The organism is Collimonas sp. OK307, from assembly GCF_900113705.1.
GTDB lineage: Bacteria > Pseudomonadota > Gammaproteobacteria > Burkholderiales > Burkholderiaceae_D > Collimonas.
The window spans coordinates 94903-110845 of the sequence record NZ_FOQI01000011.1; the positions used below are offsets into that span (position 1 = coordinate 94903).

Annotated in this window: 12 protein-coding genes; 9 read left to right on the forward strand and 3 right to left on the reverse strand. The window is 56.7% G+C overall.

The window, feature by feature from the left end; all coding sequences use genetic code 11:
* Positions 1-42: 42 nt before the first annotated feature.
* Positions 43-2253 carry a TonB-dependent siderophore receptor gene (locus tag BM205_RS15390; protein ID WP_092415830.1) on the reverse strand — a complete coding sequence of 737 codons (2211 nt, stop codon included), beginning with the start codon at positions 2251-2253 and terminating at the stop codon, positions 43-45.
* A 316-nt stretch (positions 2254-2569) separates the two neighbouring features.
* Here BM205_RS15390 and BM205_RS15395 point away from each other — a divergent pair, with 316 nt between their 5' ends.
* From BM205_RS15395 to mgrA, 6 genes are all read left to right on the forward strand, one after another.
* Positions 2570-3805, forward strand: a complete 1236-nt coding sequence (locus tag BM205_RS15395; RefSeq protein WP_254783908.1) for a cytochrome-c peroxidase — start codon at positions 2570-2572, stop codon at positions 3803-3805.
* Between the two features lie 23 nt (positions 3806-3828).
* Positions 3829-5205, forward strand: a complete 1377-nt coding sequence (locus BM205_RS15400; protein WP_092415753.1) for a hypothetical protein — start codon at positions 3829-3831, stop codon at positions 5203-5205.
* A gap of 30 nt (positions 5206-5235) precedes the next feature.
* Positions 5236-5784, forward strand: a complete 549-nt coding sequence (locus tag BM205_RS15405) for an FMN-binding protein (RefSeq protein ID WP_092415754.1) — start codon at positions 5236-5238, stop codon at positions 5782-5784.
* Positions 5781-6620 (forward strand): FAD:protein FMN transferase, encoded by an 840-nt coding sequence (locus BM205_RS15410; protein ID WP_092415755.1) that lies wholly within the window; start codon positions 5781-5783, stop codon positions 6618-6620. The genes BM205_RS15405 and BM205_RS15410 overlap by 4 nt, the downstream gene beginning before the upstream one ends.
* Positions 6621-6623: 3 nt before the next feature.
* Positions 6624-7115: a DUF4405 domain-containing protein gene (locus tag BM205_RS15415; RefSeq protein ID WP_254783909.1), complete on the forward strand. Its 492-nt coding sequence runs from the start codon at positions 6624-6626 to the stop codon at positions 7113-7115.
* Positions 7116-7178: 63 nt separating this feature from the next.
* Complete coding sequence (mgrA, locus tag BM205_RS15420; RefSeq protein ID WP_092415756.1) at positions 7179-8213, forward strand: L-glyceraldehyde 3-phosphate reductase; 1035 nt, start codon at positions 7179-7181, stop codon at positions 8211-8213.
* Positions 8214-8264: 51 nt separating this feature from the next.
* Here mgrA and BM205_RS15425 read toward each other — a convergent pair whose 3' ends face one another.
* Entirely contained in the window at positions 8265-9353 is a 1089-nt protein-coding gene (locus BM205_RS15425) for a threonine aldolase family protein (protein WP_092415757.1), read from the reverse strand.
* Positions 9354-9618: 265 nt separating this feature from the next.
* Here BM205_RS15425 and BM205_RS15430 point away from each other — a divergent pair, with 265 nt between their 5' ends.
* The 3 genes from BM205_RS15430 to BM205_RS15440 all read left to right on the forward strand — a co-directional run bounded on the left by BM205_RS15430 (position 9619) and on the right by BM205_RS15440 (position 15317).
* On the forward strand, positions 9619-11010 hold the full coding sequence (locus BM205_RS15430) for an L-serine ammonia-lyase (protein ID WP_092415758.1): 1392 nt from the start codon (positions 9619-9621) through the stop codon (positions 11008-11010).
* 372 nt (positions 11011-11382) lie between these two features.
* Positions 11383-13692: an NADP-dependent malic enzyme gene (locus tag BM205_RS15435; RefSeq protein ID WP_092415759.1), complete on the forward strand. Its 2310-nt coding sequence runs from the start codon at positions 11383-11385 to the stop codon at positions 13690-13692.
* Positions 13693-13991: 299 nt separating this feature from the next.
* A complete protein-coding gene (locus BM205_RS15440) occupies positions 13992-15317 on the forward strand; it encodes an alpha-amylase family protein (protein ID WP_092415760.1) in 1326 nt (441 codons plus the stop codon).
* Positions 15318-15322: 5 nt separating this feature from the next.
* Here the strand turns inward: BM205_RS15440 and BM205_RS15445 are convergent, their stop codons facing one another.
* Positions 15323-15892 carry a YfbU family protein gene (locus BM205_RS15445; RefSeq protein ID WP_092415761.1) on the reverse strand — a complete coding sequence of 190 codons (570 nt, stop codon included), beginning with the start codon at positions 15890-15892 and terminating at the stop codon, positions 15323-15325.
* Between the last annotated feature and the right edge of the window lie 51 nt (positions 15893-15943).

Genomic DNA, 15943 nt, shown 5'->3' on the forward strand with positions numbered 1-15943 from the left:
TTGCCTTTGTTCACACTCTTTCTACAAGCAAGTCTGGCATGCTCAGAAATTCAGCTTGGCGTTGAGCGTAAACTCGCGGGCGGCGCCGATATTGACGAACGGCGTGCCGCTGCAGCAACTGGCGGTGTAATAAGTGGAATCGAAGATGTTTTTGATGTTGAACTGCCAGTCTATCGATTGACCGCCGATTAACGTGTTCCAGGACACGAAAGCATCCATCACGCGACCATACGGCAAGTGGTAGACCTTGCCGGTGCCGTCGCCTGCCGGCAGGCTGCTGAATACGCGGGCTCCTGCGCCAGCCCTGACGCGGCCTTCAATCGGGCCAACCCGCGATATGCCGAAATCGCGTGTGAGGTACAGAGATGCGGCATGTTTCGGGGTGTTCGGCAGGGGATTTCCTGCCAGTTTCGGATCGTCGGTGTAGCGCGCGTCGGTGTAGGTATAGCTGCCGACCAGGCTCAGGTTCTGGCTGATGCGGCCGCTGGCGTCGAACTCCAGGCCGCGCGACCTGGCTTTGCCGGCGTTGCGGGTGTAATTGATGCCGTTGATGGTTTCGGTGGTCTGGATGTTGCGCTTTTGAATGTCGAATATCGCCAGCGTCGCCGTCAGGTTGTCGGTTTCCAGCTTCGAGCCGATCTCATAACCCTTGGCCAGTTCCGGCGGCAACTCGCCTATTGGCGTGGCAATCGAAGTATTCGGTTTGAATGACTCGCTGTAGCTGGCATACATGGACCAGTCGGGCGCCAGCTTGTAGACCACGCCGGCACGCGGCGTCACTCTGCCTGCAGCGACCTTGCTGCCGACAATGAATGGGCGGCCCTTGCCGGTCAGTTCATTGACATATTCATAGCGCGCACCGGCCAGCAGGATCCAGCGCTCATCCAGATGCATCGAATCCTGGATGAATACGCCGCGTGAGATCAGCTTGTCGGTCTGGTCGCTATCTGTAGGGCTGATTTTGCTGCCGGCTTGCGTCAGCTGCCCGTACACCGGGTCGTAGATATTGAACTGGGTATTGCTCGGGCCGCGGTACAGATCACCCAGAACCCGGTAGTTACGCATGTAGTCGACGCCGCCGACGATATCGTTGCGGATTCCACCCCAGTTGAATTTGCCTTCCAGGTTCAAAGTCAGGGTATGTGCCGACTGCACGCCGTTCTGGGTAGCATCGACACGCCGGGTGGCGATGCCGGTAGCATAGTTGATCGATAGCACGCGTGCCTGCCAGTCATTGTAGTAGCTGCGGCTGAAGCCGTAGCCGCCGTGCAGGGTCCAGTCAGCGTTGAGCTGGCGGTCGAAGCGCAGGTTGACGGCATCGGAACGGCCCGCCGACACATTGAAGGCTTCGTCGAAACGGCGATCCTTGGGCACCGCTACCGGATTGCCGGTGCGGGGATCGATGACGGTGCCGCGGTCGATCGGCACCGAATAGTTCATGTGTTCGTAGGCGAACGAAACGGTCGTATCGCGGCCGTACCAGGCTAGCGACGGCGCCACCACGGATTGTGTGATTTCACCGAAGTTGCGCCAGTAGTTGGCGCGTTGGTGATCTGCGATCAAGCGGTAAGCCAGCCCGGAATCGCCGATTGGCCCGGTCAGGTCGATCTGTTCGCCGATGCCGCCGTAGCTGGTGGTGTTGAGCGTTACCGAGCGTTGGTCTTCCAGCAGCGGTTTCTTGCTGATGACGTTGATGACGCCGCCCGGGTCCATGCTGCCGTACAGCATGGAGGACGGTCCTTTCAGTACTTCGATGCGCTCTGTAGTCGGTGTGAAATTGCGCGGCTGCACCGACAGCATGCCGTCGCGCAGCATGGAGTTGTCGCGGTTGTCGCCGAAGCCGCGCTTGATAATCGCATCCAAGGTGCCGCCTAGCGTATTGCCCATGCGGACGCCGGATACCGTATCCAGCGATTCTGCCAGGCTACCCGGTTGGCGGTCTTGCAGGAATTGGGAGGTCACGACGCTTACCGCTTGGGGCACGTCGATCAGGTCGGCGTCGCTGCGGCTACCGACGGCAGCGCGCTTAGCCTGGTAGCCGTTTTCCGCCGGGTTGGCATCATCCAGGCTAGCCTTGACGGATACCGTAGGCAGCACATTTTCGCTGTTCCTTGCGTCGGCATTTTTCTGAAACTCCCCTACGACTGTGGTCTGGCTGTTCGATAGCCTCGAAGATTCTCCGGATTGCACGTCTGCCGCCATTACGCCATGCGTCAGCATGATTGAACATATTCCCGCTATCTGCTTTTTCAACACTTTATCCTCGCCTGGTTATTCATTTTTGCTAACAGGCGGCATTATATATAAATAAGAATCATTCGCAATTAAAGGTGGGGGAAGGAATGTTTTTTTTGGCAAATTCACGGGCTCGACTGTTGGAAGAAAAAGACACGTTTCACAGAAACTCTGTAGGCGAATCGATAGTAATTGCTAATTGCAATCATTCTCAATACCATTCTTATTCTGTTGCTTCAACGAAAAATAACGATTAAACAGACGCCAGGGCGAGGTCGGAATCAAGCTTTTGAGAAAACCCGCGTGAATTCAAATCAATAAAAAAATAATGCAAATGTCTCAATATGATGTAAAGACGGTGAAGCGCTTTCCGGGGGGGATGAAGTGGTCGTTGATGCTGGCGGCGGCCTTTTTGCTGGCTGCTTGCGGTGGCGGTGGTGGCGACAGTGCCAGTACCCCGATTACGCCAGTGGCAGACGGCGGGCTAAGCCAGGTCGCCAGCCTCGGCAAAAAAATCTTCAGCGATCAAAGTCTGTCAGCTTCGGGCAAACAGTCTTGCGCCACCTGCCACAATCCCGACAATGCGCACGCACAAAGTAACGACCTGGCAGTGCAGTTGGGCGGACCTAATCTCGATGTGCCTGGCTTCCGCGCCGTGCCGTCCTTGCGCTATCTTAATCTGACTCCAGCTTTCTTTTTTGCCAGCGACGGCACGCCGACCGGCGGCTTCAATCGCGACGGCCGCGTCAATACCCTGGCCGATCAGTCGGAGCGGCCGTTCCTGGCACCGCATGAAATGGCCAATGCCAGCAAGGCGGATGTGATTGCCAGATTAAAGCTGGCAGCGTATGTCGAAGAATTCCGTAAGGTATTCGGCGCAGCCATTCTCGATAACAGCGACGATGCTTTCAACCGCGTTCAGCTGGCGTTGCAGCAGTACCAGAAGGAAGACGGCGATTTCCATCCCTACGATTCCAAATACGACCAATTCCTGAGCGGCAAAGTGCCGTTGAATGCGGCTGAATTGCGCGGACTGGCGTTGTTCAACAATCCGACCAAGGGCAACTGCGTCGCCTGCCACCTGAGCGCCAAGGGCAGCGACGGGTCATCGCCGCTATTTACCGATTTCACCTTTGATAATCTTGGCGTTCCGCGCAATCCGGCAATTGCCGCGACCGCGGATGCCGCATATTTCGATCTCGGCCTGTGCGGACCGGATCGCACCGATCTGAGTAACCGTAGCGAATTGTGCGGCGCATTCAAAGTGCCGACTCTGCGCAATGTCGCAACCCGCAAAGTGTTTTTCCATAACGGTTACTTCAAGACCCTGCGCGAGGCGGTCAGTTTCTACGTCAAGCGCGATACCAATCCGGAGCTGTGGTATCCGATCGACGCCAGTGGCGTCGTTCAGAAATTCAACGATCTGCCGGAGCAATATCGCAAGAACGTGAATGTCACCGAAGTGCCGTATAACCGGCAACCGAATATGCCGCCGGCATTGTCCGACAGTGAAGTCGACGACGTCGTGCAGTTTCTCGGTACTTTGACAGACGGCTACAAAGCACAATAAAACATTAAGGGGAACACAACACCATGAAAAAAAATATTCTGGCGCAAGCCATTGCAATCGCCTTGATGGCGAGTCCGTTAGCGGCATCCGCCAGTGAGGCAGAGTTGTTGAAACGACTCAATAAACTGGCTGCTGAAGTCGAGCAGCTCAAGGTCGAGCTGGCTGCCACCAGGCAGAAAACCGATACGGTCGAGAAGCGTCAGGATGCGCTGGCAGCGGCGCCGGCGGCACCTGCAACATCGGCCGTCGTGATGACCGCAGCGACAGCGACAGCACCATCAGGCGCAACTCCAGCTGCAGCACCGGTGTCGGCAGTCGCGACTGCGTCGCCGGCGACAATGCTGGGACCAAATACCGTGCTGTCGAGTTACGGTGAAGTCAATTACACCCGTCCTCGCAATGACAGCAGCAAGTCGCAAGCCGACGTCGCTCGCGCAGTGATCGGCATCACTCATCGTTTTGATGAAAAGACCAAGATGGTGGCTGAATTCGAATGGGAGCATGCGGTCACTTCCGCCAGCGACCAGGGCGAATCGGAAGTTGAGCAGTTGTATGTCGAGCGCGAATTCAACAACGGCCTGCGTGCCAAAGGCGGCTTGTTCCTGATCCCGGCAGGTTTGCTCAATACCAATCACGAACCGACTGCTTACTACGGCGTGTATCGTAACTTCGTCGAAACCGCGATCATTCCATCCACCTGGCGCGAAGCAGGGCTCGGTTTGTCGCAGTCGCTCGACAACGGCTTGACCTGGGATACCGGCCTGACCACCGGTTTCGATTTGGGTAAATGGGATGCTGCGTCGACCGAAGGCCGCACGTCGCCGCTGGGCAGTATCCATCAGGAAGGCCAGTTTGCGAAGTCGCATGATCTGAGCGTGTTCGGCGCATTGAACTGGCGCGGCGTGCCAGGCTTGCTGCTGGGCGGTTCCGTGTTTACCGGGAAAATCGGCCAAAAAACACCGGATTTCCCTGCGCAGGATGCACGCCTTACCGTGTGGGATCTGCATGCACGCTATACACCGGGTAAATGGGATCTGTCGGCACTTTATGCGCGCGGCGCCATCAGTAATACAGAGGCGCTGAACCAGACGTTTGCCGGCCAGCCGACACCGGTGCCGTCATCGTTCTACGGCTGGTACACGCAGGCCGCCTATCAGTTATGGAAAAGTTCGGACTATACTTTGACACCGTTCGCCCGCTATGAGCGATTCAATACTGCCAACAGCTATGCGGCGATGCCGCCCGGCCTGGGAGTTGCCACCGGCCCGAACGAAGGTGTCTGGACGGTCGGCGCCAACTTCAATATCGGTGAAGGCGTGGTCTTGAAGGCGGATTATCAGAAATTCAAGGTGGATACGACGCGCGATCGCTTCGACCTTGGCCTGGGTTACGCGTTCTAATTTCCAACTATTTACTTATTGGCATCGACAATGAAACAGATCAACCTGGCTGTCCTGGCATTCGCGACCGGCGCCACTTCGAGCGCCTTCGCCACCCAGTACCTGACGGTGGAGCAGGCGCAACAAGTGATGTTTCCTGATGCGACCGGCTTCAGGGACGCCAGTTTGCAGTTGTCCGGCGAGCAGATGAAGCAGGTCGAGAAACTTTCCGGCCTGCCTGCGCGGTCGGTCGGCTGGCGTGTGTTTGCGGCGTATAAAGGTGACGCCCAGTTAGGTTCGCTGTTGGGTTATGTCGTGCTGGATGACGTAGTCGGCAAGTTTGAATTGATCTCGTATGCGGTAGCGGTCAATCCCGATGCCAGCATCAAGCAGATTGAAATTCTCACCTATCGGGAAAGCCACGGTTTTGAAATCAAAAGCCCGGCATGGCGCAAGCAATTCGTCGGCAAGACGGCCACTTCCGGCTTGACCATCGGCGACGGTATCGCCAGCATCAGCGGCGCTACGCTGTCGTGCACGCATGTCACCGATGGCGTACGGCGGATTGCCGCCATCGCTCAGGTCATGCTGAAAAAATGAAACGGCGGGCACAACCCTGGCTGGGAACCCTGGTCGAGGTGACGCTAGCCGATGCCCTCGGCGATGCCGCCACGGCATGCGCTTTCGATGCTGCTTTTGGCGCTGTCGCCGAAGTGCATCGCCTGATGAGCTATCACGACGCCGCCAGCGATGTCGCGCAGATCAATCGCATGGCGGTCGGCAGCGTAATCCGGGTTGATGCGCACACGGCGAATGTAATTCACATGGCGCTCCATTTGAATGCGGTAACGGATGGCCTGTTTGATATCGGCTGTGCGTCGAAGCTGGTCGAATGGGGTTATTTGCCAGGATCAACTGAAAAAATTGCAGAAACCAGCTCGGGCAACGCGGCTAATCGGATCAGCTTGCATATCGATGACGCGGGTAATGTTCGAAAAATTGCGCCGGTGCTGATCGATTTGGGAGGTATCGCCAAGGGTTACGCGATAGACGCTGCCATCAACGCCTTGCAAGCATTGGGCATCGCTTCGGCGTGCGTCAATGCGGGTGGCGATTTACGGGTTTTCGGCGAAAACGCCTATCCGGTCATGATTCGCGATCCCCGCGCACCCACGCAAATTGCGGCTCGAATCGAATTGAAAAATGCTGCATTGGCGACTTCCGGCAGTTATTTTTCGCAAAAGACGGTGCTGGGCCACGAACGTTCGGCACTGGTTAACTGTGGAAGGGGCAACGCGCTGGTCGACAGTGTCAGCGCCACGGTGCAAGCTGCCGATTGCATGACGGCGGATGCGCTGACCAAGCTGGTGCTGCTAAGCGCCGATCCCCGACATCCGTTATTACAGCAGTTTGGCGCAACTGCTTTTATAATCTGAGGGATGCGCTCCCCCAAACATCCTAAACAAAGTCTTCATCACCCAAGAGTTCGCCCGCAAATCATCCGGTTTCGCCTTGAGCGCTGGCATCGATTCAGCCTCTATGGCGTTTCCGGCCTGCTGACGGCCAGCGGCATTTTGTGGTTGATCGTCCATTTTTTCCTGCGGGTAGCGGGAGAGTTTGGTGAAACCGTCAATCCGGTCGAGCCATGGTCGATGAAGCTGCATGGTGCGGCCGCCATGGCGATGCTCTTCTTCGTTGGCAGCTTGCTGATCACCCATATCCGGCGCGCTCACGTTGCGCGCCGCAATCGCTATTCCGGCTGGAGCATGACGGCTTTGTCAGCCTTGTTGACGATCAGCGGCTATGCTCTGTACTACATCGCCAGCGAATCCAGCAGGCCGCTCTGGTCGGCAGGACACTGGATCCTGGGCTTGCTGTTTCCGCTTTTGCTGGTACTGCATATTTTTCTGGGACGACGTGCAGCCAGATAGGTTGCCATCATTTTTTCTGCCGAGGCAGGATTTTTCAAACACAGTGCAAGAGGAGTTTCGACCATGAGTTATCACGCATCAAGCAAGCGCTACGACAACATGCAGTACCGGTTCTGCGGCCGCAGCGGCCTCAAGTTGCCGTTGTTGTCGATGGGACTCTGGCACAATTTCGGCGACACAACCTCGCTGGCGCGTCAACGCGAAATGGTGCATACCGCGTTCGATCTCGGGATTACCCATTTCGACCTGGCAAACAATTACGGGCCGCCATATGGCAGTGCTGAAACCAATTTCGGCCGCATTCTGAAAGAAGACTTGCGTCCCTACCGCGACGAGCTGATCATTTCGACCAAGGCTGGCTGGGACATGTGGCCGGGGCCGTATGGGCAGGGCGGCGGTTCACGCAAATATGTACTGGCCAGCCTCGACCAGAGCCTGCAGCGCATGGGTCTGGATTATGTCGATATCTTTTATTCGCACCGCTTTGATCCGGAAACGCCGCTGGAAGAAACCATGAGTGCGCTGGCGACGGCGGTGCAGCAAGGTAAAGCGCTGTATGTCGGCGTTTCGTCCTATTCGCCAGCCAAAACCGCAGAAGCGGCCAAGCTGTTGCGCGACTGGAAAGTACCTTGCCTGATTCATCAGCCGTCCTACAACATGTTCAACCGCTGGATTGAACAAGGCTTGCTGGATACGCTGGAACAGGAAGGCATGGGTTGCATTACTTTTACCGCCCTGGCGCAGGGATTGTTGAGCGACAAGTACCTGAACGGCGTGCCGGAAGATTCGCGCATTAATCGCGAAGGCGGCGGTTCGCTGCAGAAGGCCCACCTGAGTCCGGAAAACCTGGCGCGGGTGCGAGCCCTCAACGAAATTGCCAAGACACGTGGCCAGAGCCTGGCGCAGATGGCGCTGGCCTGGGTACTGCGCGATCCGCGCGTGACCACGACTTTGATCGGCGCCAGCAGTCCGGCCCAGATCCGCGAGAACGTGGCGGCGTTGCAGCGGCTGGATTTTTCGGCGGAAGAGTTGGCTGCGATCGATGCGCAGGCAAAAGAGGGCGGGATCAATCTGTGGGAACGGTCGTCAAACGGTTAAAACATATGTAGGGTGGGCACGATGTGCCTACCCTACACGAAAGCTGGTGTTTTATACGGGCGCAAGCAACGCTTGGAACTGATCCAGAATCGTAATGACCTTGTCGTCTGACAAGGACAGCAGTCCCTCTCCCACATACCACTCGATATAGCTTTGCTGCGGCAACGCTGTGTGCCTGGCTTCGCCAAACAGCCAGATGCCGTGTTCCTTGGCCAATTGGTCACGTGCGGCATTCGCCACGTCACGGCCGACTGGAAAATACACATGCAGCATATTGCAATGCGGTTGCTGCGGATTGACTTGCCAGAGCGGGTAGCGGCTCAGCAGCTGATACAAATCCCGTGTGCGCTGCAGATATGCCGGCATCCGCGCCAGCTTCTCGTCGAACCGCATCGCTGCTGCCACCACGTAGGGCGAGCGCTGATAGACATTGCCGCCCATGCGTTTCATCCATTCTGACGCGCGGGTAATGAAATCGCGCTTGCCCAGCAGCATTGCGCCGCCCAAACCACCGATGCCCTTGTAAAACGAGACATACGCACTATCAAAACCAGCTGCCACGGTGCTCAGCGGCTTGTCATATCCGGTAGCAGCCTCCCACAGGCGTGCGCCATCCAGATGCAAATGAATATCCCTTTCATGACAGTATTCTTTGACCGCATTCAATTCTTCCCATGTCGGCAACTGGCCACCAATTTCACGCATAGGCAATTCATACAGCGCGGCTCCCAGGCGGTCAGGCAACGCTTTGAGATCGTCCGCTGTCCATGGTCGATAAGGATTGCCGACATTGAGTGAGGTGAAGTGGTCAAGCAGCTGGTAATTGCTACGTTCGTGCACCAGTATGTGCGCTGTCGGATGGAGAGCCGTCAGCGGGTTGTTCCTGTCCTGGCAGGCGAGCCGAAGCGCCACCGTCTGGGCTAGCGTTCCGGTAATGACGAAATGGCCAGCCTCGAAGCCCAGCAGCTCGGCTATCTTGTTTTCGAAAGTTTGAACCAGTTCGCCCTCGCCATAGATGTCGTGACGGATGTCATGTGCCTGGCACCAGGCGGCCATCTCGGCAAAATCCTGGGCGGCGGAGCGCGGCAAGGAGGTGGAGAAGAAGGTATGGCATTGATTACGTAGATTGGCGTTTGGCATAAAGTGTTTCTACAAGATGAATTTGTCGCTTTAATTACAAAATGTTCAATTGATAATATTCTAGCGTTTTACTTATGCCCCACAAGAAAATGTCATCACATTCCGGCGGCGACTTGGCCGTAAAATTGAAGACTGTAGTGTTTATCTCAAAAGGACAAGCGCTTAAAGATACCTCAACCTATCCAGGAGTTGTCATGAACGGCTATGCATTGTCTCACCAGGGTATCCAGTCGGGTTTTATATCGAGTCTTATATCGAGTTCCATATGAATATCAGCACATTCGATTTATTCAAGGTTGGTATCGGTCCATCCAGTTCGCACACAGTCGGCCCGATGATTGCCGCCAATCGATTCGCTGCCCATTTGCATGACGTCGATCTGCTGGATGCGGTGCACGCGGTTCGCGTCGAATTGTATGGCTCGCTCGGCGCCACCGGCAAAGGCCATGGCAGCGACAAGGCGGTATTGCTGGGACTGGAAGGAAACCTGCCCGACAACATCGACCCGGACCATGTCGAGCCGCGCCTGGCGGAAATTCGCAGTTCCAAAAAATTATTGTTGAACGGCACGCATCCGATAGGCTGCGTAGAAAAAGAACATGTACTGTTTTTCCGTCGCGAAGCGTTGCCGCAACATCCGAACGGCATGCGCTTTATCGCCATGGATGCGAGCGGCAGCGTGATTGCGGAAAAAGAATACTACTCGGTGGGGGGCGGGTTTGTGGTGAGCAAGGAGGGGCAGCGCGTCAACCTGGTGCAGGCGGGCAGTGTGCAAACGGAAGGCGATTTACCGTATCCCTTCCATTCCGGCGACGATCTGCTGCGAATGTGCGCTGAAAGCGGCCTCACCGTTGCCGCCTTGATGATGGAAAACGAAAAGCACTGGCGCTCGGCAGAAGAGGTGCGCACCAAGTTGCTGGGGATTTGGGATGTGATGGCGGCGGCGGTAAAGCGCGGTTGTTCGATTGGCGGCGAATTGCCCGGCCCGATGCGTGTCAAGCGCCGTGCTGCTGAATTGTATCGGCAACTGACGGAGCATTCGGACGAGTCGCTGGTGGATCCTTTGTCCATGCTCGACTGGGTCAACCTGTACGCGATGGCGGTGAATGAAGAAAATGCCGCGGGCGGACGCATAGTGACTGCGCCGACTAACGGTGCGGCGGGCGTGTTGCCGGCGGTGCTGCATTACTACACCAGGTTCATCCCCGGCGCTAATCTGGATGGCGTCATGACCTTTATGCTGACGGCAGCTGCGATCGGTTTGATCTACAAGGAAACCGCTTCCATTTCCGGCGCCGAAGTCGGCTGCCAGGGTGAAGTCGGGGTCGCCTGTTCGATGGCGGCGGGAGCGCTGGCGGCAGTCTTGGGCGGCAGCACCGAGCAGATCGAGAACGCCGCTGAAATCGGCATGGAACATAACCTCGGCATGACCTGCGATCCGGTCGGCGGTCTGGTGCAGATTCCTTGCATAGAACGCAATGCGATGGGCGCGGTGAAGGCGATCAACGCTGCCCGCATGGCATTGCGTGGCACCGGCAAGCATTATGTGTCGCTGGATAATGTGATCAAGACCATGATGCAAACCGGGGCCGACATGAAGACCAAATATAAAGAAACATCGCGTGGCGGTCTGGCGGTAAATGTCATTGAGTGCTGAGTTGTTGTCTGTAATGACAACACGCCACGGTTTCTTTTTGAGGTAAATTCGAAATGTGGCAGCTATCTGCCGACAAAAAGCCCGCATTTGCGGGCTTTTTGTTTTATGTGGCGCCGCGGAAGAGTTTTGGTTTTTGTTTTTTTAACTGCAACGCTGCAAACTGCGCCAGATTCGTCTACCATTTGCCATAAGGCACACCATAAAAACCACGACTCCACAGAATAATTTCCCTTTCCCAAAAGCATCTTCAATAGCAGAGATATTGATTACCTAGAAATAGAATCGACAGACATTGTGATAATGTCGCTGCCGCTTAACACTGCTATTTAACGCTGCTATTTTATTTTCACTCGCGTATCCAGGAGACCATCAATGAGCACCCCAACCACTCTTTCTGCGGCCGAGCAGGCCCTGCGCGACGCTGCGCTCGAATATCATCGCAGCCCGACGCGCGGCAAGATCGCCGTGGTGCCGACCAAGCCTTTGTCGAACCAGCGCGATCTATCGCTGGCTTACTCGCCGGGTGTCGCCTATGCCTGTCTGGCGATCCATGAAGATCCGGAAATGGCGGTGGAATACACCTCGCGCGCCAACCTGGTCGGCGTAGTCACCAACGGCACTGCCGTGCTTGGACTGGGCGATATCGGCCCGCTGGCCGGCAAGCCGGTGATGGAAGGCAAGGGCTGCCTGTTCCATAATTTTGCCGGTATCGATGTATTCGACATCGAATTGGCCGAGCGCGATCCGGATAAGCTGGTCGAGATCATCGCCGCGCTGGAGCCGACGCTGGGCGGCATCAACCTGGAAGACATCAAGGCGCCGGAATGCTTCTATATCGAAAAGAAGCTGCGCGAGCGTATGAAGATCCCGGTCTTTCACGACGACCAGCACGGCACCGCCATCATTTCTTCGGCAGCCTTGCTGAACGGCCTGGAACTGGTCAACAAGAAGATCGGCGAAGTCAAGCTAGTAGCCTCTGGCGCCGGCGCTGCGGCGATTGCCTGCCTCGACCTGATGGTTGAGCTGGGCGTCAAGCGCGAAAACATATTCGTCTGCGATTCGCGCGGCGTGATTCACGATAAGCGCGAAGACAAACTGGATGTTTCCAAGCAACGCTATCAGCAAACTACCGATGCGCGCACCCTTGCGGATGCGATTGTCAATGCCGACGTGTTCCTCGGCTGCTCGGCGCCTGGCGTGCTGACGCAAGATATGGTCAAGGCCATGGGCTCGCAGCCTATCATCCTGGCGCTGGCCAATCCGGAACCGGAGATTCGCCCTGAGCTGGCGCTGGAAGCGCGGCCGGATTGCATTATCGCTACCGGACGTTCGGATTATCCGAACCAGGTTAACAATGTGCTGTGCTTCCCCTACATTTTCCGCGGCGCGCTGGATTGCGGCGCCACCAGCATCACGGAAGCGATGAAGGTCGCTTGCGTGCGCGAGATTGCCGACTTGACCAAGGCCGAGATCAGCGAAGAAGTGGCATCCGCCTATGCTGGCCAGGAACTGCATTTCGGCCCGGAATATATCATTCCGAAACCTTTCGATTCGCGCCTGATCTTGCGCATCGCCCCTGCGGTTGCCCGTGCTGCCGAAGAGTCGGGCGTGGCGACGCGTCCGATCAAGGACATGGACGCGTATCGCCAGTCGCTGATGCGTTTTGTCAGCCACACCGGCATGTTCATGCGCCCGGTTTTCCTGGCGGCGCGCGGGGAGCCGCAACGTATCGTCTACGCCGAGGGCGAGGATGAGCGGGTATTGCGTGCGGTGCAGATCGCGCTTGAAGAAAAACTGGTGCGGCCGATCCTGATCGGCCGCCCGGCGGTGATCGAGGCACGTATCAAACGCGCTGGCTTACGCTTGCAGGCCGGACGTGATTTCGAGCTGATCAATCCGGAAGACGACGTGCGTTTCCGCCAATACTGGGAGACCTATCACGAGATCAAGGCGCGCGACGGCGTCACGCCCGAGATGGCGAAATCAACATTGCGCCGTTCGAACACCACCATCGCCGCGCTGCTGGTCAAGCTCGGCGACGCCGACGGCATGCTGTGCGGCCTGGTTGGACGTTTCGATAACCATCTGGAACACGTGAGCGACATCATCGGCCTGCGTGACGGCGCCAAGTGTTTCGCCACCATGAACGGCCTGGTGCTCGACAAGCACACCTTGTTCATCGCCGATACTTTCGTCAACGACGATCCGGATGCGGAGCAACTGTCCGACATCGCCGCCATGGCGGTGGAAGAGGTCAGGCGCTTCGGGGTGCCGCCTAAAGTAGCGTTCCTGTCGCATTCGATGTTCGGTTCCAGCACCCGACCTTCGGCCAAGAAGATGCGCGCCGCACGCGATTTGTTCGTCAAGCGCATGCCGGATGTCGAAGCCGATGGCGAGATGCATGGCGATGCGGCCCTGAGCGCAGAGGTGAGGGCACAGTTCCTGCCGAAATCGACCCTGAGCGGTGATGCCAATGTATTGGTGACGCCGAATCTGGATGCCGCGAATATCCTGTTCAACGTGTTGAAAATGACGGGTGGCCAAGGTGTTACGGTCGGACCGGTATTGCTCGGCGCTGCGGCTCCGGTGCATATCCTGAACCCGTCGGCGACGGTGCGTCGCGTAGTCAACATGACTGCGCTGGTGGTGGCAAACGCGATCTCCGCAAAACAGAAAGTCTGATCGGCCGGTAAAGTTGCCCAATCAGCCAGCCGGTAGGAAATCCCCGTATCTGCATTCGCAGCGACGGGGATTTTTTTATATTGATGCCATCATTTTTTATCCGATGTGAATCTGGTCGGCTATCGATGTAGGTGGATTCCTACAACCCTTTGCGGTGAACGCCGATATGTTTCCGCGGTGCAGCGCGATAGAGTTCGGATATGTGCAAATCGGCACTCTCGTATGAGTCCGAGGCTGCGCCTGCCAATTGCCGCTCTGGCAGGTGGCGAGAAACTGCAACGTTATCAAGGATTGCTAACATGAGCTTCGCAACTGCACCTCGCATTTATTGCATCAATCCGGTACTTGTCTCGCGCCGAGGCTGGCCGGCTTTGCTCGACCATTGCGTCACGCTGGGCTTTGATCACGTGTTGCTGGCCAATACGCTCAATCTGGGCCAGCCCTCCGATGCTGAAGAAGGCCTTCCATTGAATGAGTTGACAGCAGCCTGTTCTGACCGCGGCTTGCACCTGTTGCTTGATATCGTGCTCGACAGAGTCTCGTCTGACGATCCGCTGATCGATGCTTACCCATCCTGGTTCGAAAACAAGCCTTCACCTGACAGCATGTCATCTGCTGGCGGCCCGCCCGTAACGAGCGACAGCGTTATCCATCTGCGCATGGCTGATTCTGCCGTACAGCGTGGTCTATACGCACTCTGGTGTCGACGCTTGCGGGGTTTGCTTGATATCGGCGTCGCCGGGTTTGTCTGCAGCGCGCCTGCGGCGGTGCCTGTCACGCTGTGGCAAGCTTTGATGACAGCAACACGCAGCTACCGCAATTCGGTTAGTTTCCTCGCCTGGACTCCCGGCAGTTCGGCGCCACAGCTTGATCCGCTGACTGACGCCGGTTTCGACGCGGTATTCTGCTCGGGAGCATGGTGGGATTATCAAGCTACGCGTTATGTGCGAGAACAAGATAATCTGATCGGCGACGCCACCATCATCGCTTTTCCGGAAACGCCTTTCGGTCCTCGCCTGGCGGGTCTGCTTAGCTTGACCGATGCCCCCTCGCGCCGCCGCGCCAGCCTGCGTGCGCTGCGCTTTGCGGCGGCCAGCGGCAACGGCATCTTGATACCGATGGGCTTTGAACTAGGGCTGACCGTGCCGTTCGATACTGTGCTGACGTCAGCACAATACGCCAGTCTGTGCGAAGAGGCAGAGATCGATTTGCGCGATGAAATTCAACAGGCGAATCGTTTCATTGTCGACATCGGCCGTTATTTTTTAGGTGCACCCGTTGCATTGCTGCGCAGTCCTGGCAGCGGATTGGCCTTGCTTCAGCGTAGTACGCGCACCGGCCTTGGCGGCCAGCGTGACGATAACGCCCGCTTGTCCTTGCTGATTGTGGTGAATCAAGATCTGTATCAAACCTGGCAAGGCGATGTCGACGACATCTTTAACCATGTCGACGGCTACGTTGCCCAGGCCGATTTGTCGGATTGGAACGAGGGCCGGGAGGCTGCGTTCTCTCTGCCGCAAGGTCCGTTGTTGCTAGAGGCGGCCGAGATTAAATTATGGCTGGCGCGGGCTACACCGTCGGGTGTCGGTCGTGTCAACAGTGGGGATACCCGGCAAGCGGCATAAGGACTTCAGACGAGCTTCAGGAAATTAGACCGCGGTCCGGTGTTTTCGTTGAGAAGCGCGATCAGTTGGTCCGCATTCAGGCGGCCTTTTCCTATCAGCTTTTGCAGCGGCTCGAAGGCACGCACCATGCGTCGATAGATGGAAATCGACGGCAGGTGCGAATGGATGTCGCGCCCCGCGAATTTTGGAAAGCGCTGCATATCCTTGATCAGGAATGAAGCTATGTTGGCGTGTTCAAATTCGGTATCGCTATCGAACCCCAAGAATTTTACTTCGCACTGACGCGGAGAAATGCTGGCGGCGACCCGGTCCTGATCCAGCGACCGCAACGCATCGTAACCGTCTTCAATTGCCGACCACATGTCAAGAATCCGGACGACTTCTTTCACGATAGGCGGATCCGATCTGGCGTTGCCGTCATACAGCGCGCCATATTTCCAGCGCAAGCCCCAGGTATTGCCGCTATGCAGCGCGGACTGGACAAACTTCGGATCAACATCGCCCGCAATGTCCAGATGCTGATGCACTTCGCACAGCATGGTCAATATCAATTTTTCAGCATCGCTTAATTCCATTGCAATCCCCGTTCAGACTCCTGCGTTAGGATTCGTATATACTACAGAATA

Excerpts from the sequence above, each read along its gene's own strand:
- BM205_RS15395 (WP_254783908.1), top strand. The coding sequence starts at position 2,570 with ATGTCTCAATATGATGTAAAGACGGTGAAGCGCTTTCCGGGGGGGATG.
- BM205_RS15400 (WP_092415753.1), top strand. The coding sequence starts at position 3,829 with ATGAAAAAAAATATTCTGGCGCAAGCCATTGCAATCGCCTTGATGGCG.
- BM205_RS15405 (WP_092415754.1), top strand. The coding sequence starts at position 5,236 with ATGAAACAGATCAACCTGGCTGTCCTGGCATTCGCGACCGGCGCCACT.
- BM205_RS15410 (WP_092415755.1), top strand. The coding sequence starts at position 5,781 with ATGAAACGGCGGGCACAACCCTGGCTGGGAACCCTGGTCGAGGTGACG.
- BM205_RS15415 (WP_254783909.1), top strand. The coding sequence starts at position 6,624 with ATGCGCTCCCCCAAACATCCTAAACAAAGTCTTCATCACCCAAGAGTT.
- mgrA (WP_092415756.1), top strand. The coding sequence starts at position 7,179 with ATGAGTTATCACGCATCAAGCAAGCGCTACGACAACATGCAGTACCGG.
- BM205_RS15425 (WP_092415757.1), bottom strand. The coding sequence starts at position 9,353 with ATGCCAAACGCCAATCTACGTAATCAATGCCATACCTTCTTCTCCACC.
- BM205_RS15430 (WP_092415758.1), top strand. The coding sequence starts at position 9,619 with ATGAATATCAGCACATTCGATTTATTCAAGGTTGGTATCGGTCCATCC.
- BM205_RS15435 (WP_092415759.1), top strand. The coding sequence starts at position 11,383 with ATGAGCACCCCAACCACTCTTTCTGCGGCCGAGCAGGCCCTGCGCGAC.
- BM205_RS15440 (WP_092415760.1), top strand. The coding sequence starts at position 13,992 with ATGAGCTTCGCAACTGCACCTCGCATTTATTGCATCAATCCGGTACTT.
- BM205_RS15445 (WP_092415761.1), bottom strand. The coding sequence starts at position 15,892 with ATGGAATTAAGCGATGCTGAAAAATTGATATTGACCATGCTGTGCGAA.